This window comes from Flammeovirga sp. SJP92 (assembly GCF_001583495.1).
Classification (GTDB): domain Bacteria; phylum Bacteroidota; class Bacteroidia; order Cytophagales; family Flammeovirgaceae; genus Flammeovirga.
Map to the genome: position 1 here is coordinate 1 of NZ_LQAQ01000062.1, position 18,742 is coordinate 18,742.

Annotated in this window: 15 protein-coding genes; 7 read left to right on the forward strand and 8 right to left on the reverse strand. The window is 34.5% G+C overall.

Translation table 11 applies throughout. The features are described 5' to 3' along the window. Positions 1 to 12: 12 nt before the first annotated feature. Positions 13 to 1,089 (reverse strand): DUF3137 domain-containing protein, encoded by a 1,077-nt coding sequence (locus tag AVL50_RS15865; protein WP_062617485.1) that lies wholly within the window; start codon positions 1,087 to 1,089, stop codon positions 13 to 15. Positions 1,090 to 1,163: 74 nt separating this feature from the next. After that, positions 1,164 to 2,126, reverse strand: coding sequence for a DUF3137 domain-containing protein (locus AVL50_RS15870; protein ID WP_062617486.1), 963 nt, complete (start codon positions 2,124 to 2,126; stop codon positions 1,164 to 1,166). Positions 2,127 to 2,591: 465 nt separating this feature from the next. Between AVL50_RS15870 and AVL50_RS15880 the strand changes: the two genes are divergently transcribed. Continuing rightward, positions 2,592 to 2,978 carry a nucleoside 2-deoxyribosyltransferase gene (locus tag AVL50_RS15880; protein WP_062617488.1) on the forward strand — a complete coding sequence of 129 codons (387 nt, stop codon included), beginning with the start codon at positions 2,592 to 2,594 and terminating at the stop codon, positions 2,976 to 2,978. A 53-nt stretch (positions 2,979 to 3,031) separates the two neighbouring features. Here AVL50_RS15880 and AVL50_RS15885 read toward each other — a convergent pair whose 3' ends face one another. Both AVL50_RS15885 and AVL50_RS33025 read right to left on the reverse strand, forming a co-directional pair. Continuing rightward, positions 3,032 to 3,646 carry a hypothetical protein gene (locus AVL50_RS15885; protein WP_062617489.1) on the reverse strand — a complete coding sequence of 205 codons (615 nt, stop codon included), beginning with the start codon at positions 3,644 to 3,646 and terminating at the stop codon, positions 3,032 to 3,034. 3 nt (positions 3,647 to 3,649) lie between these two features. Then, on the reverse strand, positions 3,650 to 3,865 hold the full coding sequence (locus AVL50_RS33025; RefSeq protein ID WP_157491360.1) for a hypothetical protein: 216 nt from the start codon (positions 3,863 to 3,865) through the stop codon (positions 3,650 to 3,652). A gap of 347 nt (positions 3,866 to 4,212) precedes the next feature. On the opposite strand from AVL50_RS33025, the gene AVL50_RS15890 reads away from it, so the two are divergent. Continuing rightward, positions 4,213 to 5,109 (forward strand): hypothetical protein, encoded by an 897-nt coding sequence (locus tag AVL50_RS15890; protein ID WP_062617490.1) that lies wholly within the window; start codon positions 4,213 to 4,215, stop codon positions 5,107 to 5,109. A gap of 129 nt (positions 5,110 to 5,238) precedes the next feature. On the opposite strand, the gene AVL50_RS15895 is transcribed toward AVL50_RS15890, so the two are convergent. Both AVL50_RS15895 and AVL50_RS15900 read right to left on the reverse strand, forming a co-directional pair. After that, positions 5,239 to 5,754 carry a hypothetical protein gene (locus AVL50_RS15895; protein WP_062617491.1) on the reverse strand — a complete coding sequence of 172 codons (516 nt, stop codon included), beginning with the start codon at positions 5,752 to 5,754 and terminating at the stop codon, positions 5,239 to 5,241. 345 nt (positions 5,755 to 6,099) lie between these two features. Next, positions 6,100 to 12,960: a PKD domain-containing protein gene (locus AVL50_RS15900; protein ID WP_062617492.1), complete on the reverse strand. Its 6,861-nt coding sequence runs from the start codon at positions 12,958 to 12,960 to the stop codon at positions 6,100 to 6,102. Between the two features lie 652 nt (positions 12,961 to 13,612). Between AVL50_RS15900 and AVL50_RS33030 the strand changes: the two genes are divergently transcribed. The 4 genes from AVL50_RS33030 to AVL50_RS15915 all read left to right on the forward strand — a co-directional run bounded on the left by AVL50_RS33030 (position 13,613) and on the right by AVL50_RS15915 (position 14,820). Further along, a complete protein-coding gene (locus AVL50_RS33030) occupies positions 13,613 to 13,765 on the forward strand; it encodes a hypothetical protein (protein ID WP_157491361.1) in 153 nt (50 codons plus the stop codon). A 78-nt stretch (positions 13,766 to 13,843) separates the two neighbouring features. Beyond that, a complete protein-coding gene (locus AVL50_RS15905; RefSeq protein ID WP_062617493.1) occupies positions 13,844 to 14,026 on the forward strand; it encodes a hypothetical protein in 183 nt (60 codons plus the stop codon). A 6-nt stretch (positions 14,027 to 14,032) separates the two neighbouring features. Then, positions 14,033 to 14,236 carry a hypothetical protein gene (locus AVL50_RS15910; protein ID WP_062617494.1) on the forward strand — a complete coding sequence of 68 codons (204 nt, stop codon included), beginning with the start codon at positions 14,033 to 14,035 and terminating at the stop codon, positions 14,234 to 14,236. Between the two features lie 179 nt (positions 14,237 to 14,415). Further along, complete coding sequence (locus AVL50_RS15915; RefSeq protein WP_062617495.1) at positions 14,416 to 14,820, forward strand: energy transducer TonB; 405 nt, start codon at positions 14,416 to 14,418, stop codon at positions 14,818 to 14,820. A 111-nt stretch (positions 14,821 to 14,931) separates the two neighbouring features. On the opposite strand, the gene AVL50_RS15920 is transcribed toward AVL50_RS15915, so the two are convergent. After that, positions 14,932 to 16,275 carry a hypothetical protein gene (locus AVL50_RS15920; RefSeq protein ID WP_062617496.1) on the reverse strand — a complete coding sequence of 448 codons (1,344 nt, stop codon included), beginning with the start codon at positions 16,273 to 16,275 and terminating at the stop codon, positions 14,932 to 14,934. 562 nt (positions 16,276 to 16,837) lie between these two features. Here AVL50_RS15920 and AVL50_RS15925 point away from each other — a divergent pair. Then, positions 16,838 to 17,434 (forward strand): hypothetical protein, encoded by a 597-nt coding sequence (locus AVL50_RS15925; protein ID WP_062617497.1) that lies wholly within the window; start codon positions 16,838 to 16,840, stop codon positions 17,432 to 17,434. A 109-nt stretch (positions 17,435 to 17,543) separates the two neighbouring features. Here AVL50_RS15925 and AVL50_RS15930 read toward each other — a convergent pair whose 3' ends face one another. Next, positions 17,544 to 18,692, reverse strand: coding sequence for a toxin-antitoxin system YwqK family antitoxin (locus AVL50_RS15930; protein ID WP_062617498.1), 1,149 nt, complete (start codon positions 18,690 to 18,692; stop codon positions 17,544 to 17,546). Between the last annotated feature and the right edge of the window lie 50 nt (positions 18,693 to 18,742).

An 18,742-nucleotide genomic window follows, 5' to 3' on the forward strand; every position in this document is an offset into this window, starting at 1 on the left:
TTAGTCTTGAGGTTAAATATGCTCACTTGCCCCTTTGGTCCAAATTCTAGTATTGAGGTTTAGTTCTTGAATAATCACTTTGTTAAAATAGAGTAACGAATATACTTTTTTAATAGCTCCGATATCATAAACTGTAGAATTCATTGGAGGCTCAAAAAGATCTTCAGTAAAAGAAACAGCACAATACACTCTTGATCCTACAAAAGAAACATCAATGGGTTTACGTAAGTAATCATGTAGATTAATGAATGCTTCCATGATAGCAGGCGTCAAAATATATCTTGCCTCAATCTGGTTTGTAGCGTTGACAGTAAACAGCCTTGAAAACTCCTCATTCTCCAATTCAACTTTTGGAAGGTCGTTGGAGTCTATTCCATACCTTGTGGATCTGACAAATGTTTTTCCTGAAAAGTGTTTGTTGAAATCAGCATGAAAAAATAAGCCTTTAAAAACCTTACTTGCTTTTGTTTTGCCTGTATCTGAATTCATTTTTTGTCTTGTTCTGAGGAGCAACCTTGCTCTTTCATCCAATTGCCTCTCCTCTGCTACACGGTTTATTTCTTCAATATCCCATGCGCTACCTTCTCCTTGGCCATTATACCCGGCAAATAGTTCTGAGCACTTAAAATCTGTATGTTCAATCACTCCCGTAATTAAATCATCTCCTACATAATAGTTTACTTCCCTTGAAAATAACTCACTGTTATTATATTCTTGTCTGGAAACCTTACCTGTTGCATTATAAAACCATGTCTCATCAATTGAGTCAATAACCTTACTTACAATTTTCTCTTTATACTGAGATGCATAAGGTGCTTTTTTCAAATAATAAAAGACAAAGCAGAGTCCACCACCTAAGCCAAGTACAAACCACCCCAACGAGGAAAATATTGCCATGAGAGGATTAACGGTTTCAGTATCATTGGACCCAAAGAAGACTGGAGAAAAGAATGTTAAGAATGCTAATACGAATAAAACTATTGCTGCTCTTCTCAAAGTTTGAATTTCGCTTCTTTGTCGTTCTAAATCTGCAAGCTCAGATTTTATTTCATAATTATATAAATAGATTAGTTCTTCATTTGAAATCATGATTCAGAAATTAAAGTTTAAAATGTTTATTGAAGTATTGCGTATAAGTATTCGATATTCGTTTGCTTTTTTATTTATAGTCCTACACCTTTCATCCAAATTCTAGCATTCAAGTTTAGTTCATCAATCACCACTTGATTGAAATAAAACAATGAACACACTCTTTGAATAACTTCCAAATCATATATTGTATCATAAATTGGGGGGGCAAAAAGATCTTCATCAAAGGAAACGGCACAATTCACTCTTGAGCCTACAAAAGATACATCAATAGGTTTGCGGTAGTAATTATAAAGATTGATAAAAGCTTCCATTACATTAGGCGTCAGGATATACCTTGCCTCTAATTGATCGGTAGATTTCACCTTAAATATTTTAGAAAAGTTGGGGTCTTCTAGCTTCACAGTGGAGTCAGAACCTAATAGATCCAAGTCCCAGCCTTTAGTTCTTACGAATGTTTCTCCTGAAAAATATTTGTTGAAATCTGCATTAAAAAATAGACCTTTGAATATGTTATGCCATGACGTTTTTCTGTTCTTCCCGCTTCCCCTTACTTTTTTGTATTGCGTTTGTAATTCAGAACATTCAAATTCGGTAAAACCAATACGTCCTTTGATGAGATCATCTCCTTTGTAAGCATCAACACTTTTTGTAAACAGCTTACTACGTTCATATTGGCTTTTAGAAATCATGCCCTCTGGAGAGTAAGTCCATTTTTCATCAATCAAATCCACAATAGATCTTACCACTTTTTCCTTGTACTGCTTTCTATAAGGAGCTTTTTTGTACATAAACAGTCCATAGAGAACAACAGAAATGGCAACAATTATATAAGTAAGAACTTCAGTGACAGCCCCTTTCTCTATCCCTAATAAAGAAAAAGGGTTGGGAAGAAAATAAAACAAAACCAATATCCCGATACCTACCTTTACTGTGAGATCTAGGTTACGAAGTACTTTTCTTTGCTTTTCTAATTCTCCTAATCCAGCCTCTAGTTTTTCTTTATAAAAACTGTTTAGTTCTTCTTGAGAAATCATGATCGTTTGCTTTAAATAGTTTTGTCATTAGTTGCTTTAAGTATTAGATGGGGAGGTTTGTTCCTTTGACCCAGATCCTGGCATTTAGATTAATTTCAGATGATAATATCCAATGAAAATATGGATTACGTAACGCTGAAAGGAACATTCTATATTTCCTTATCAATTCCAGCATTTTAAAAGCTTGATTCAGCTTTTGATCTATTTTTTTAAATTCTTTTTGAAAAATCATGATACACTTACTCAGTAAAAAATAGTCATTTAATATAATCCCACCACCATCAGTAGGAGCAGGAAAAGTACACTAGAAACAATTAAATAGTTTGCTTAATTAAAGTCCGATTCAAAACTATAGATATATTTTTTTAATCCATACATTTATTGTCATTCAATTTAGTTTCTAAATACAAATACTAAATAAGATCAAATAAATCCTTCAAAAAGTTCAAAAACCAGATTACAGTTATGAAAAAAGCATACCTAGGAATTAGTTTTTCTAATAGAAAAAGATTTGATAATGAAATCAATACACTGAAAGAAATCCTACAGGAAAACAATTATGAACTCTTTGTTTTTGTAGACCAGTACAGATTTCAGTCTCATCAAGAAAAAAAAATGATGGAAACTGCTTTTAAAGAAATTGAAAGTTCTGATCTTTTTATCGCTGAGTTAACACATAAAGCAATTGGTGTCGGGCTTGAAGTCGGCTATGCTCACGCGAAAAATATTCCTATCATCTATATCCGTCAAAAAGGAAGCGAATATTCTACTACTGTTGCAGGATGTGCGGAAGCCATTTTAGAATATGAAAACGAGACTGATTTGAAGCAAAAAATTGACCCATTATTATAAAAATAAGGATTAAACGGTTCGGTTCGCTTAATCCTTTTCTTTAGTTGATATAGTTAATCAATTTTTTTTCCTTTTTTAATTTTATCTTCAAGATCCTCAATCTGACTTTCGGCCTTATCTAACTTTTCCTTTTCTTCTTTGTACTCCTTATCTGAAACTTTCCCTGCTTTCTTCTCTTTTTCAAGTTTCTCCTTTTTGGCTTTTACCTTTTCTTTGGCTTCAGACACTTTCTTTTCATTTTCATCAATAGTGTCATCAAGCTCTTTTTTCTTGGCTTTTACTTTAGCCTCAGATGCTCGTTGCTGACCAAATTCTTTACCCTTCAGATCACCCTTATTTTTACCATAGGCATTTCCTTTTCCATTATACGATTTTTCATCACTATTACCTTTCCCATTATTGGATTTCTCAGCCCTCATTTCTGCACCCTTTCCTTTTCCTTGTTGTGATTTTTCAGCCTTTTTCGCTTGTCCTTTGCCTTTCCCTTCCTCTTCTTCCTCATCCTCATCCTCATCATTGTCTTTCTGATGCTTTGATTTCCCCTTGCCTTTACCATTTCCTTTCTGCTCCTTATTTGCCTTGGCTTCTTGTGATTTACCCTGAGCAGTAGCAGCCTCAATGTTTAATAAAAACAAAGAGATAATGAATAGTCCTATAACTTTTTTCATCTTCTAATCTAATTCATTTAATAACTGATCTAATTTCTTTGCTGATTCTTCAATCTCTTCGATTGAGTTATTGATCTCTAAAGTATCAACCTGAACAACTGCCTCAACCTGGCTTTGAGATTCATTTTCATGAGATGTTGTATCATCACTTGAAGAGGAGGCCCCTCCACATCCCATTAGAAAAAAGGATGCAATAAAAAATAGAAATAATTTATTCATAGTAGTTATAATAATATGATAGTCTAAGAGCGTGTTTGGAATATATATTTTAGAAGGGAAAATTTTCCATTTTAGGTTGTAAGGAAATTAATTTCATAGAAAATAGTGATTTTATAGTTGATGAAATAAATAAACTCACGTTCTGAAAGGGTCAATTTTTACTAGAAGAAATCTTTCAAACATGCTCTAAATAAATATAACTCCAAATCCGATAGGATAAAATAGATACACTACAAAAAAGTAATCAGTTCAATAGATTATTTTGCTGTTCTTAAAATTATTAAAGAAATAAATATTTTCTTGAAGTTTTTCTATTTAATTTGCAATACAAACAAACTATTAATAATATGAAACAAGCTATTTTTCTAGTTATCAGCCTACTGATTTTATTTTCATGTAATAACAGCGATGAAGCTTATGAACCAAAATCAGTAAAACATGTAAGCAGAATTGATTATCGCTTAAGTGATTTCGACTTCAACATGGCATCGGAGTTTATTGCTTACAACGAAGATTATACTTTGAATAATATCAGAGCAGTTAACTACGAGTTCCCTCATCAAAACAAGGTTTATGAAACTCAAAACCTTACAAATATTAAGTACAATGATGGCTTTGTCACTGAGTTTACAACAGATTATCATGATTCTAAAGGAGAAATTGAGAAAAAGACAGTAGGATACACATTACATGAAAATCGAATCACTAGATATAATAATTTAAGTACAAAAGAGATTGATTATGAATTACTGTTCGATGAAAATAAGGCTCAACCTTACGCTAAGGTGTACTTTCAGAACAATGGTTTATTGATGGCTGTTGAATTATTAGAATGGACTGATGGCAACCTTACCAAAATGATGTCCTATGCACCTGATGAAAGACATTTACTCAATGCTGATTCAACGAGTGATGTAATTGATATCAATGACTATAAAAACCAAACCCCTATTTTGACTACTGAAATAGCATATGATTCTCACCCTAAAGTGGCAACTCACTTGGAAGGTATAGGTGAGTATTTATTTGTTCCTTTATTTTCTAACACTGTTGATTATTTTGAAACAGAAAACAATCCAATTCACATAAAAACAACTTCTCATGTTAGTACATCATTTTCACTCTCCTTAGATATCACTTATGATATGACTTACGATAGAGACAATTATCCATCTAATGCTACAGTCACTTTAGCAGGCCTTGGAGATGAACCTATCTCATTTATATTAAAGTACTCTTATTAGGAAGGCACCTACAAGGCGCTAAATACAGCAGAAATGGTCTAGGTCTAATAATATTGTACTAAATCCACAAAATTAATCCCAATACCTCAATTTGAGATATTGGGATTAATTTTGATTTTGAAAATCATCTTAAAATACAGCAATAATAAACCAATCTCTTACTGATACGCTTGAGCAATTTAAAAAACTTTGTTCTGAGTGGTAACTTAGTGCTTTTTCGTTCAATTCATCAAATGTATATTTCAAGGTAGTACATGAAGGACACCTATATGGATCAAGAACAATGTTTATTGAATTACGGCCTTCATCTGTAAAGTACCAGTCCCCGATATCATTAAAATATGTTGCTCCTGCTTCTGCTTCAACCACTATACCATTAGGAAGGAAAGCCCTGTAAAGCTTGATATCTTGATAATCATTCCTAAAGCTATCATATCCAATATCACAATTATATTTTTGAATGGACTTATCATATTCCCACCATTTAATGTCTTCTTCTTCAAAATACTCCAAAAGATCACCTTCTGGAAAACCAGTTAAAATCTCAAACCTCTGATCAACAGGAACTAATGCTGGTTCTATTTCAGTACATGAAGTGATAAAAAGTAAAGAGATGGAAAATAAGATAAGAGATTTAGTTTGCATTTAATTTTGGTTTAGTAATTATTCTGAATTAAACATTGTAGTGTTAAAAGTAATAATTAATTACCTGTAATGAAAAACCTCAAACTTCGTAATGATAATAATTTTAAGTGTTAACCATTTATCTCATGATTACAATTAGTACCCTCAAAAAGTAAACAGATATTTCGTGCTCCATAATTAAAACTATGGGCAGGTGATAGTCCAACTTAATCAAGACTAAAGTCTTAAAGGTTAGTACCATAAGCTTCACTTTAGTATTGGTAAAGTCAATATAAGATACATCAAAGATATTTTTAAAAACAAAAAGGAATCAGAGTTAAACCTGATTCCTTTTGTAGTTAGTTATTATTGGTGCTTGATAATTTTCTTATCGATATACTGATCATTGACTTTCATTCGTAGAATGTAAAGGCCATTAGCCCATGTATTGTCTAACTCAATTAAATCCTTTTGATCTGAATTGAGAAGAATGTGTTTCTTAAGAACTCCGACTAAGTCATATACCCAAATTTCTTGTAAACCTTCTATCGGTTGGATATAAACCGTTGAGGTGAAAGGATTAGGAAATACTTTTGTATTTAGCTCTTCTTCTAAATTGAACGTATCACGCTGTCTTGCACTCGACGTATTTTCACAACTTGGAGCGGTAGTACTATTAGTGAAATATAGTGTTTGCTTACCGGTGATTTCTACCAATACAAAATCACTACCTTCCATTGTCGCATAGTAAGTTCCATCCATTTCTGGTATTCCTGAAGCCGTGAACGTTAAGGTCGGTTGTGCATCAGCCAAAGTATGTGTGATACTAGCAGTTAGATCAACCCACCAGCTAGGCACTCCATTGTTGGTGTTCAGAGAGAATTGCCATAAGCCATTATTTGCTAAACTCCAATTTAAGGTAGCATCCTTCACTTGGTCTAAGTTCCAAGTGTCATTGCCCAGAACATAAATATGCTCATATGTCACATTTGACAAATCAGGAATTGCCGTTACCGAAGGAGTTCCAAAAGCACAACTCGGAGCATTTGGATTTACTTCTACAGTGATCGTTTGAGAAATACTTGCTATTCCTCCTCTTCCATCTTCAACAGTTAATATGACTTCATGAGTCCCCACTCCAAATGTTGCTGAAGTTGTGACGCCTGTACCAGGGCTTCCTCCCCCAAAATTCCAAGTGTAGGTCAAAGGATCATTATCTGGATCTGATGAAGTACTTGCATCAAAATCGACAGTCAAAGGTGCAAAACCTGTAGTTGCTGATGAAATGAAAGAAGCTAAAGGCAATTGATTTGCCCCTTTTACCGAGATTATAATAGAGTCTGTAGAAGTTAAACCGCTGTCATCAGTGACGGTTAAATAGACTTTTTGATCACCGACTTGGTTAAATGTATAATTAGTGAGTGCTGTGGCCGCTGTAGTTCCATCAATTTCCCATAGATAAGAAACAATTGTTCCATCCATATCACTTGATGATGTTCCATCGAAGGCGACTACCAAAGGAGCTTCTCCACTGCTTTCATCTACAATAATCTTAGCCATTGGAGGTACTTGATCCGGCAATACATTGATGTCAATGACTTTCTTAGAAGACATTCCATCTGCATCAGTGACCTTTAAGGTTACACTATGTTGTCCAACGGCGGTGAAAGTATGCGTCGCTAAGCTTTCAACACTTGTACTTCCGCCACCAAACTCCCATAGGTAAGTCAGTACTGTACCTTCAGGGTCTGTTGAAGCACTTGCATCAAAGTCAACAATTAATGGGCTCTTGCCTTCAATTGCTGAAGTGGTCACTATTACTTTTGGAGGTTGATTGACATTCACTGGTTCTATCCCCCAAACCAATTCCCCTTTTCGATATAAAGTAATTTTTACATTAGGGCCAAAACTGCTTTGTGCGGCATTAAATGAGAAATCGTTGCTTTGATCATTCATTTGATAGCTTGATTGATGCATTCTTAATTGTATCTCACCTGTGTTTGACTTTCCATTTAACATTCCAGAAGAAGCAAATGCAAGTTCCACAAACTGTTCTCCTTGATAAGTTGCAAAAGTACCATCCACTCCTTTAACACTACTGTAATCTGTACCAAAACTCATTGGTGCCACTTCCTCATTTGTAAACCAATACCTGATGGTAAAGTCATCCAAAAGAACAGCATCTGCAGAGTCGTTATGAATACGAAGTACTGGTTTTAATTCCTGTGTAAGGACTCCTGCCGAATTATCACGGTATTGTATGCTGAATGGCGTTTGTGGCATATTGGCAAATAATGGATCTACTGTAATAGTAATACTCGCTTCTAAGCCATGCGTTGTACCATCGGTATTTACTAAGATCAGCTTTAATGTATGATCTCCTCCTTCAAGACCTGTAATAGGTATTGAAGCTAAAGTGTAATGTGATGAATGGTAAACATCATCTATATATAAATCAACATGAGGTCCACCGGGGGCTATATCAAATTTGTATAAAGAGAACCTAATATCGAAATCCGGTCCAACATAACCACCATTAGATGGAGAGTTGAATATTGCTGTAGGCCCTGCCGGCAAAGGATCGTTGGTGACATTGACCCAAATAGAATCTGTTATATCTGTAGCTGAATTATCACTTCGTTCCATTAAGAAAGTCAGCAGGTGCGGCCCCTCTGATAAAGCTGTGTTATCTTGGAATACACTATCTTCTGTGATCAGACCTCGGTCACTGCCGTCAATTTTAAATCGCAGTTTATATTCAGTAGAAGGTAAAGACCAATTTTCTGTTTCAAAGAAGATTTTCAATGGAGCATTTACTAATTCATTTGCTGTTGGCGATGTGAAATAAACATCAGGTAGTTGTTGCACTGGCGTATCAGCATTTCCTCCATGCAATGTCCAAATCACAGCCGCATCAAACATTTTCCAGCCATCATCTGAGAAAAGATGCATAAACTGATCTCTCAACGGAAAGGCTAACCTCCTAGAAGACGCTACACCACTTCCTTGGTCATATCCAAACAATATTGGTTTCCCTTCCGCTTCTAACATTACAGTGGCTTCTGTTGATACATTTGAATAAGGTAAGAATTGCACAACACTGTAAAGGTCTACCGAGTCTGAAGTTGAAATACCACTTACGATTGGATGCAAAGGATTGGTGACACTTGCTTTTGCATGTCCATTCGTCGTAAATCCATAACCTAAATCCAGGTCTCCGTCAGCTAAACTTAATTTACTATACATAAACGGGTCCCAAGTCATCACAGGAATAATTGTCCTTTCTATATTCTGTCCAATAATACTAGGTTCTACCGTTGAAGACACTAAAATAAGATCATAAGCATTGGTCATTGTAGGTCCTGAAACATCATCATCATCAAAAATGTAAACATTGAAGCCAAATTGTTGTTGAATTCTATTTTTGATGAGCAGATCATCTGGAGATAAGTTTTTATCACCCACTATAAACATCACATCCATCACTCCTTTGTAAGTCGTTGTGATTTCTGGAGTTAGTGAAGAAGTATTTCCATTATTATAAAAAATACGAGCATTGAGCTTATAATTTTTCCAAACTACAGGTGTCCAGGCCCCAATAAAAGGTGCCGTTTCTACTGTACTTACTAGCTCTCCATCCACATAATACTCCACTTTTGTAATGTCAGGTAAAGCACTGCTTATTTCTAATGCCATTTCTCTGTTTTTATCAATCACTTGACCATCAGCAGGAGAAATAATCTGAGAAACCTCAGGCAACTCAGTTGTGGTTTCTAACCCATCAATTTGTTTTAAATAGCTGATTAATTGATCAAACTCTTGGGTACTAAGACTAGAAGTGGCACCATGTCCATCCATCGGATTTTTCGACTTAAAAATAGCTTCCAGTGTAAGTGCTGAACCATCGTGTAGATAAGGAGCAGTGTTCCAAACACCTCTTAAAGTTGGTGTATCAATACCCAATAAGTCCTTGCCTAATCGATTTCCACTGTTCGCATTTTGAGTTCCGACATCGTGTCGGATCCCTAGATTACTGTCTGTAAAGTGCTCACCACCATGACAGCTTGCACATTTTAATTGTTGGAAAATCTGCTGTCCAGCAAGGCCATCTGCAGTAAGTGTTCCATCTTCTTCTTTATAAGGACTAGAAGCAAAACTATCTAAAGATTCAATGTAGGCCACAAGAGCATCAAGATCTTCTGAGAGGCCCGCTTTAGGAGTTCCAAGAGTAAGTGCATTGGTTTTCGCATGGAAATCGGCATCAGTCATAAACCCTTGTCCATTGAAATTATTTCTAATATCATTTTCAAAATCATGTATTTCATCAAAGTTGGCCGACCAGTGCACTGGGCCATGTGCTGTTCCTGCTCTACCTTTTAAAGTTATGGTATTTCTAAAACCTTCTCCTCGATCTGAAAAATCCCAAACTCTGCCATCTTCCGCTCCATCATTATGACAAGAAGCACAGCTGATATAACCATCACTGCCCATTTTCGAATTAGAAGCATCATAAAATATTTGCTTTCCTTTGAGCACTTGAGCTGTAAGCAATTCTGAAGTGACTGTTGAAACCGTAGCGAGTTCTTCTAATTGAAGATTACCATTTTTCACCAAAGCATCAGCATCAAAAACCGAGACCGTTCTATCCATAAAATTTTTAACAAATAGCTTATTAGTCACTTTATCAAATACCATCCCTTGAGGGGCAAGACCAACGTCTTTTTGTAGTAGTTCTAACCCTTTTTCAGGGTCAATTACCACTACATGATTATTTCCCTGCATGGTCACCAAAACATAATTTCCATTGGGTGTATAAGCCACAGAAGAAGGCTGTCCGTGATTATCAATGTCCAAACGGTCTGGTACTATTTCTGAAGACAAGCCTAAATCTAAATGAGAGATTGCTGTTCTTACTGAATTATCAAAAGTCAATGGTTTCCCATCTCTCATTCCCCCTCTTAACACATTATCTTTCTTGCCTACGGTCCATGCTTTTCCTCCATTTGGATGGATACTGATACCTGAAATATAGTTAGGGATTCCTCGTCCTTGGTTACCATTATCAATAGAAAAATCATCTATAGGCAATGAAATTTCCTTTAATGAGAAAGTAGTTAAATCAATCTCCCAAACATTTCCTTGCTCTTGTGGAGAGATAAACTGCGTAACATACAATGTATTGGTATTAGGGGCAATAGCCATTGCTCTTGGTGTTGGGCCAACTTCAATACTTTGTTTTATGGAATAATCGGCTGTAGACATTTCTATTACTTTGCCACTGCCGTACCCTGCTACAAACCCTCTTGATCCATCCGCATTAAAGACTATACCAAAAGGAAAAGTTCCCCTCGGTAAAGTCACCACCTCATCAATGACTTCAGTATCCGCATCAATCACATATACTTTATCATTGTCTCGACATGTCACCCAAATTTTTCGGTTGCCATCCATGGCAATACTAACGGGGTCAAATGAGACCGGAATTTCCTTTTCAAAAGTCATCAAATCAGCATCAAGAATACTTACTGAATTGTTATCAGGATTGACAACCCAAACATTCCTTTTGAGTTCATCAACAAGGATTGGTGAAGACTGCATTGGCAGTTCTGTTGGAATATCTCCAATGACATTTACATTCAATGACTTTACCGAAAAACCACCATTATTATCAGAAACCTGTACTTGAACAGTGTAATTTCCAGGAGAAGTATAAGTATGACTTACCAATTCACTGCCCCAAGCTGTTTGAGGAGAACCATCACCAAAATCCCATCGATATGACATGGTTTGATTTTCATAATCTGAAGCAGAAGCGGTAAAGTTTACTTTATTTCCAGCTAAAAAAGGTGAAGTAATATCAATATCAATTGCTGTAATTTCTGGAGATTTGTTGGATGCATCACCACCTGTAGTAAAATAGAAGATGTACTCTTCCATTCCATTGCCCACCGCATCTTTAATACCACCTTCCACAAATTTTACTTCATAAGTTGTATTCGGAAGCAAGGCCTCTCTTGGTGCGTAATTAACAACATTGTAGGAGGTTGATGTGACATCTCCAACAATTGGAGTTCCACCAAGAGGGCTTACTTGAATTGTTTGGTCAGTTAGTGTAATATCTTGTAAAGTTTCATTGATCACAAAACCCAAAGTACTCGTTACAGGCAAGTTGGTTGCTCCTGCTTCAGGAAATTGGAAACCAACGGTAGGCGGTTTTGTATCTAAACCATCTTGGTGACAAAAAATAGTTGTTTTTCCATCTCCACTTGCCACTAATATATGTCCCAGAGGCATCCATTGGTTATCAATAAATTGCAAGACTTCATCGTCAGAAGCAGGGGTGAATTCAAGCTCCACTTTCATGGTTTCAAAATTGAACTTCACCCCTCTGTCAAATCTCCCGGAAAAACCATATTCATCCTGGAACATCATATATCGTCCAAGGGTGATTTCGTCAGAGGATAAATCAAAAGCATGCTTGACATTCGTAGGGTCTGAAATATCAAAACCTACCATGCTATTTACTGCTTCGTTACCGCTCATATAAATAATATTATTTCTCCATACCTGAATACCCGTGCTGTATTGTTCATGTGGAATATCGCCACCAAACGATCCTAAAAACTTTACATTCTCTGGGTCTCCAAAATCAAACACGCTCATAGCTCCAGTTTGAGGAACGTAGAAAACGTAATTACCTATACGCATCACAATATCTGGCTTTGAAATAGCTTCTGGCATTGTACCCAAAAACTCACCTGACCTCATATCATAAATACGATTGCCGTCTATGGTATGCGGAAAAGTTTCGAGCTTGTCGTAATGAGGATTTCCAGATTCAACAGTATACAATACGTCTGAAGTGGTGACTGGCTTTAAGTCCAACATGTTGGACATGTCCAGATACTTGTACCCCGTTCCGTCCGTTTGGGGTACAGAATACTCCCGCCAGTACAAGTCGTTAATTTTCCACCAACGATGGCCGTTATTGGCTCTTTCATCGAATTGTATTCTTTTGGGAGTTGCAGGACTTGAAACATCCCAAATTCCGGTACCTGCCTGTCCGGCAATCATCAAATAGTTTCTGTGATAGGTATTAATTCTATCTCCTTCAGGGAAGTGAGCCAAGAAGGTACCTGCAGGCCAGGTTTGTGTGGTCATAGCTGGGCCCATTTCTCCATTATATTGGGCCATTACATGTAAGTGTGCAAAATAGCCTATCAACATAAAAAAGAGGAGCCTTTTTAGGTTGAGAAATTTAGTTAATAAACATTCCATCATAAGATATTTTAGTAGTAGCGATAAGATATACTCCAACTTTAAATACTGTTGTTCAATAAGGTAGAAAGGAAAAGTAAGTAGCAATAAAGTGTTGTTCTCTTATCAAATTAATCGGAAAAAAGATGCGTATACCAGAATGCTTGATTTAAGATTTTAGTTGTAATAAATAGTATTAATTCATTCCATTCATTTTGGTAATAGTTCATCGTTTTTTAATGATAATGGGTCATTCTTTAAATGGAAAGAAAATTGGATTGCATTAATACAACAATAATACTACAATAATACGTACAGCGTATTTCAAATGTGACTCAAAGGGGTACAACCCTCTTTCTTTGGTAGTTTTCTATGTGAATTGAGACCATCAGAAAGTCCATATTGAAAATGCAGAGTTATACATATTTTTTTATAGGATTTGATAGGTATTACTCCAAAGACTTTGGGGAATTATGATATGCTTAAGGAAGAAACAGAATAAATAATCAAAGCTGTAGCAAAAAAGTACAAACCATAGCATTATATTTTGTAATATAGTTTATTAATCGTAAATTGATTCAACACTAACTTAAAAGTAAATTATTATAAACTCTATTTTATTATGAATAAATTCAGACTAACTAAAAGAGATGTTTTTTTGTTCTTCTTAGGCATTTTCAGCGTCGTTTCTATTGATCTAATTACAGATTTTGATTCCTATGTTTCGGCCTTCAATGAAGGAAGAAATGCCGCTAGAAATGAAATTTCTAAATAACATTACCTTTCACCCTAATAGTGTAAAACTACTAGGGATTTTTTATACTCTCTTTAAAAGTTGTAAGTTCCAACTGACATGAAATTAAATAACATCTACCTTGTTACATCAATAGTTTTAATCACTATTGGTCTTCAATCCTATGCACAAGAATACAGTATCACTTCTGACTCTAATCAGGTCAATATCCTATTTGAAAATCTTTCAAAGGAAAGTCTTAAAACGCATTTAAAATACCTTGCTTCCGATGAGCTTAAATGACGAAACATGGATGACGGAAGTGATCTGATGGCTTCTGAATATATTCAATCTCAATTCAAAGCATTCCATTTAGAACAAATTGATAATTCGTGGACACAAGAATTTACGGTACACTACCCTGTTTTTAATTCTTATACTTTATCGAATCAAAATCATACAGTGACCATAGACAGTCTCCTCATTTCAATCGGGTTTGAAGATATTGATTGAAAAGAGTTTTAAAAATGATCTCTTTGAAAATTAATAAAGCCTGTCATTTGTTTACAACAAAGTATACCGCGAACAATTGAGATAAATATTGAAATCTGGAATACAATGTTTTAGTAGAAGAAGCTTCATGGAATTATTTTTGTTTTACTAAATTCAATTTTAAAGACAAACCATTTTTTATGAAAAAGCTACTTATTGTATTATGCTTATTTCTAGGAGCATCGGCACTGGTGAATGCTCAAGAAGCCACTACTGAAAAGAAAGAAAACGAGAGAGTTTTCGCAGTTGTAGAAGATCCTGCAGCCTTCCCTGGAGGGATGGGAAAATTTTATAAACTGATAGGTAAAAATATGAAATACCCTAAACAAGCTAAACAAATGGGTGTTGAAGGAAAAGTATACGTTCAGTTTGTTGTTGAGAAAGATGGCTCATTATCTGACGTCAAAGTTGTTCGTGGACTTGGCGCTGGCTGTGATGAAGAAGCTTTACGTCTGGTGAAGGAATCACCGAAATGGAAACCTGGTAAAAAAGATGGCTTACCTACAGAACAAAGAATGGTACTGCCAATTAGCTTTAAGCTATAATTGATACTAAAAGAAAAAATGAGATGTCGCAAAACTATTCGGCCAGTATTCAACCTGGATTTAGGAATAGAACATTCTGCGACATCTCTATTTTTATACTAAATTCTCTACTTACATTTCTTCCTCTTCTGCCACTAAACTGAGTATCAAATCTCCATAATGGCTAAAAAACTTTAATTGGTTACCTTCAAAAAAGTAGAGAAGTTCACCTGCTTTAGATTTTTCATTTTCTCTTAAGAAAATAACATTATTCTCGATATCAAATTCCCAATACCCTTTCTCTGCTTCCCTATTAGGCCTTGTTTCTACAAAAACATTTTGAGGTAAAAATTCAATATAAGCTCCCTCACGGTCTTCTACTTTCCATTTTTTTAGAAATGCTTTCTCTGCTACTTTCTGAGTAAAACCTTTATTGATGACAGGCGTTCTTTTTTCAAGTTTTATCGTCTCATCAAGCTCTTTTTGATACAGATATAACAACCCTCCTTTGGAACTACAATAAAGTACTATTTCCTCTTCTTTGCCTGTTTGATCCAAAATCAGCTTTTGTTTCTTTGTTTTCAAAGACCAAGACCCTGTGAGTTCTTCTAAATCTTTATTTTTCAATAGGAAAGTATAATCCTTCTTAAAATGAAAACTACTTTGCTTTGTTCCATACACAAACCATTCTCCTATAAGCTTATCTATACTCACCTCTTCTTTTTCCTTCTCATAAGTGATATTTCTAATGGTAACGTACTGTAATATTCTGTTTTTATCGAACTGATATTGCTTTATCCAATTTCCTTTTTGGTCATAATCATATTCATAAAATTTAGTTTTCGGGTCTACACCTTCAGCCTCTATATTCTTTTCTTTAATGATATCCCCCGATGGATTACGCTCATATTGTATTGAATACTTTATTTTGCCTGAAGGTAGTTTTTTAGTAATCGATGCAACAAATCCATCTTTATCTTTGTAATCTGTGACTGAAGAAATTTTTCCATCAGCATCAAATTCTGTCACTGTACGAGCCCCATCATCATCATATTCATTTACACGACTATATTTGATTTGACCATTTTCATCGTAATATACTTCCTCTACTACTATGTCATCAATAATCTTATTCTTGATAGTTGTTTCTAATTTATCTTCATAAAATATAGAGGTTACTGTCATATTCCCTCTAGCATCAAAATCGCTATCAAAATACCAATACACCTCACCCTCACCATTGACATACTCTCTTTTCTTAATCACATTTTGTTGATTGTAGATGTACACTTTATGAGATAAATCATCCTCATAATTAATCAAAAACTCCCCTTTCTTCATCTGAGTTTTGTATTTTTTCTCAACGATTTGAAGGACATCTCCCTTGATTAACTTTGGCTTTGTAAAACATTTAGCTGTGGGGCTCATGCCTAAAGAAAAAGTCACTGTTAGAAGTAAAAGTAAATACTTTGTCATTTATTTGTTTTGGTTAAAAGAATAAAATTAGATTTTGAGTAAATATACTCCTGTATTAAGTAATACAATAAATTATTAAGCATTTTTAAAAAATGTAGATATGATTTTATTAAGATAAAAATGAAGCTCAAAACACATTGTAAACTAAATTATCGTCAACTTTTAATCAATATTCCTACGAGCTTTTAAGGTCCCACTTCCAAGCTTCCTTCTTCTTCATTTTTTTAACACAAAAACGAAGTAAACATCTCATTTCAGAAAATGATATTTCAAAATAATCCTATTAAATTGAAATGCAAACTGATTTTTAAGAGCATGTTTAGAGTAAATATTTCAGAAGTAAAAATTTTCTCTTTTAGTTTGTGAAGAAATTAATAAACTCACATTCTGAAAGGACAATTTTTTACTGAAAGAGATGTTTCAAGTATGCTTTAAAGAAACATTATATCATCAATGATATACCACTACTTAAATTTCAACTATTCATACCATGATTAGGCTAACACTATCACTCCTTCTTATATATTCTTTTTTCTCTTGTTCCTCAACGAATGAAAGCAATATGGAGCAACTCAAAAGATCCTTGAAAGATGCACAAGTTCAAGTTGATCAATTGAAAAAACAAGTTGAAAAAGAAGCTAAAATCAAGAACGATTTAGCTCAAAACATCAGAAAACAATCCAAAGCATTAGACTCACTGAAAAGGGCATTGAAAACTGTTCATGATGAAAAAGTGATCAAAATTTATGATAGGAAATTTCAAAAAGATACTATTGATATCTATGAAAATAAAGAAGTTGTTCTTTTTGAAAGGGAAAATCAAATCAAGGAAATTGATAATAGTACTTTAGGTGAAATAATGGGCAGAGTTACTCAATTTTATGTTGTTCCAGGTTATCGCATCTTTGTTGTCTATGATGGTGAATCTCTCAATCTGGAATATTGTAACCAATCAGCCAATATCTATATCGTCAAAGAAAATGGCTTGGATATGGATGATACCGTTGTAAAGGTATCCACTTACAGTCAAATCGATATTGTTGAAGTTCAGAAAAATATTGTGGATTACAATAACACGGAATACATCTTAGTCTACGAAAATGGAAGGTACCCCAAAAAGATTCAAAAGCTGAACTTGAATACTTTTAAGTTCATATAGAAAGTGTCAGCTGAACGGTGATTTTACCTTCTTCATCTTCATTTTACTATTGCTGAAAATACAAATCCAAAAAAAAATGTAAATCATCCACACAGTATTGATAATCAAATTACAGGTCGTCAGTTGTTTGATAAACCAATTGGTTGGTGCTGTGATCTAATTTCCCTTCCTTTATCAAAGTTCCATCTTTTTTATAAGAAGCATGATAAATAAGTTTATCATTTTTGTACTTTCTGTGGATTTTCAATTGTCCAGAACGATACCATTTTTTACTGTCACCTTCTTTTATCCCTTGAACATAAGTGATCAATGTTTCTAACGTATCTGTATTCTCAAAATAAAAGAGTTCCTCTCCATCAAGCAATCCATTTATAAAGAACTTTTCAACATAAACTTTTCCTTCTAATCCTTCTGAAAATTCTAAATATTGTCCTTCAAGTCTTCCGTTTTTATAATGACATTCCAGCTCCTTAAAACCATTATCATAGAAAGATCGATATTCACCATCTCTTCTTCCTTCCACATAAAAGCATAAGGTTTTTAATTGTCCATTCTCATGAAAAGCTTGATACTTTCCTACTTTCTTCTGGTCCTCATATCGTATTTTTTCCTGTAGCTGACCATTATCATAATAGGTGAGCTCGTCTCCCATTCTCTTCCCTTCCTTATATTCTCTTTCTACAAATAATTGATTGTTTTTAGTGTAATAGAAGTACTTACCATCTTTGAGTCCATTGATATAATGAATCTTCTCTTTAATGTTTCCATCACTGTAATACTTCTTATATTCTCCCTCTAGTTTTCCATTTTTAAAATGGGATTCTTCCTCAGTCTTTCCATCTTCAAAGTAATAAAAACTTTTCCCCTCAGGAACTCCATTTTCATAATGCCTCAAGTAACTTAATGTACCATCATCATAATATCTTTTATGATCTCCAGATAGTTTACCCTTATCATAATTTTTCTCAGAAATGATAACTCCTTCAGGTGTAAACTTTTTAAACACACCATGTTTTATTCCATTATCATACGTTTCAATTCTATAAATCAAGTGGTTATCTTTGATTGATTTAAAATAATATTTCCACTCTCCATGCTTTTCACCATTCAGAAGGTGCCCTTTTGACTTCACTAACTTACTACTTGCATAATTCACTTGTTCTACCAAGCTATCATTGACAACTTGTCCGTAAATTATCACAGGCAAAGAGAAAATAAGAAAATTGAGCAGGATATATATTTTATTTTGGAAACGCATATTGCAATGTATTCTGGGAAATTGATTATTGAAATTATAGTTTTCGTGGC

What these genes read in the sequence shown, in the direction of transcription:
- AVL50_RS15925 (WP_062617497.1), top strand. Translation starts at nt 16,838, where the DNA reads ATGGAGCAACTCAAAAGATCCTTGAAAGATGCACAAGTTCAAGTTGAT.
- AVL50_RS15900 (WP_062617492.1), bottom strand. Translation starts at nt 12,960, where the DNA reads ATGTTGATAGGCTATTTTGCACACTTACATGTAATGGCCCAATATAAT.
- AVL50_RS15930 (WP_062617498.1), bottom strand. Translation starts at nt 18,692, where the DNA reads ATGCGTTTCCAAAATAAAATATATATCCTGCTCAATTTTCTTATTTTC.
- AVL50_RS15905 (WP_062617493.1), top strand. Translation starts at nt 13,844, where the DNA reads ATGAAATTAAATAACATCTACCTTGTTACATCAATAGTTTTAATCACT.
- AVL50_RS15915 (WP_062617495.1), top strand. Translation starts at nt 14,416, where the DNA reads ATGAAAAAGCTACTTATTGTATTATGCTTATTTCTAGGAGCATCGGCA.
- AVL50_RS15920 (WP_062617496.1), bottom strand. Translation starts at nt 16,275, where the DNA reads ATGACAAAGTATTTACTTTTACTTCTAACAGTGACTTTTTCTTTAGGC.
- AVL50_RS15910 (WP_062617494.1), top strand. Translation starts at nt 14,033, where the DNA reads ATGGATGACGGAAGTGATCTGATGGCTTCTGAATATATTCAATCTCAA.
- AVL50_RS15895 (WP_062617491.1), bottom strand. Translation starts at nt 5,754, where the DNA reads ATGCAAACTAAATCTCTTATCTTATTTTCCATCTCTTTACTTTTTATC.
- AVL50_RS15890 (WP_062617490.1), top strand. Translation starts at nt 4,213, where the DNA reads ATGAAACAAGCTATTTTTCTAGTTATCAGCCTACTGATTTTATTTTCA.
- AVL50_RS33030 (WP_157491361.1), top strand. Translation starts at nt 13,613, where the DNA reads ATGAATAAATTCAGACTAACTAAAAGAGATGTTTTTTTGTTCTTCTTA.
- AVL50_RS15865 (WP_062617485.1), bottom strand. Translation starts at nt 1,089, where the DNA reads ATGATTTCAAATGAAGAACTAATCTATTTATATAATTATGAAATAAAA.
- AVL50_RS15885 (WP_062617489.1), bottom strand. Translation starts at nt 3,646, where the DNA reads ATGAAAAAAGTTATAGGACTATTCATTATCTCTTTGTTTTTATTAAAC.
- AVL50_RS33025 (WP_157491360.1), bottom strand. Translation starts at nt 3,865, where the DNA reads ATGAATAAATTATTTCTATTTTTTATTGCATCCTTTTTTCTAATGGGA.
- AVL50_RS15880 (WP_062617488.1), top strand. Translation starts at nt 2,592, where the DNA reads ATGAAAAAAGCATACCTAGGAATTAGTTTTTCTAATAGAAAAAGATTT.
- AVL50_RS15870 (WP_062617486.1), bottom strand. Translation starts at nt 2,126, where the DNA reads ATGATTTCTCAAGAAGAACTAAACAGTTTTTATAAAGAAAAACTAGAG.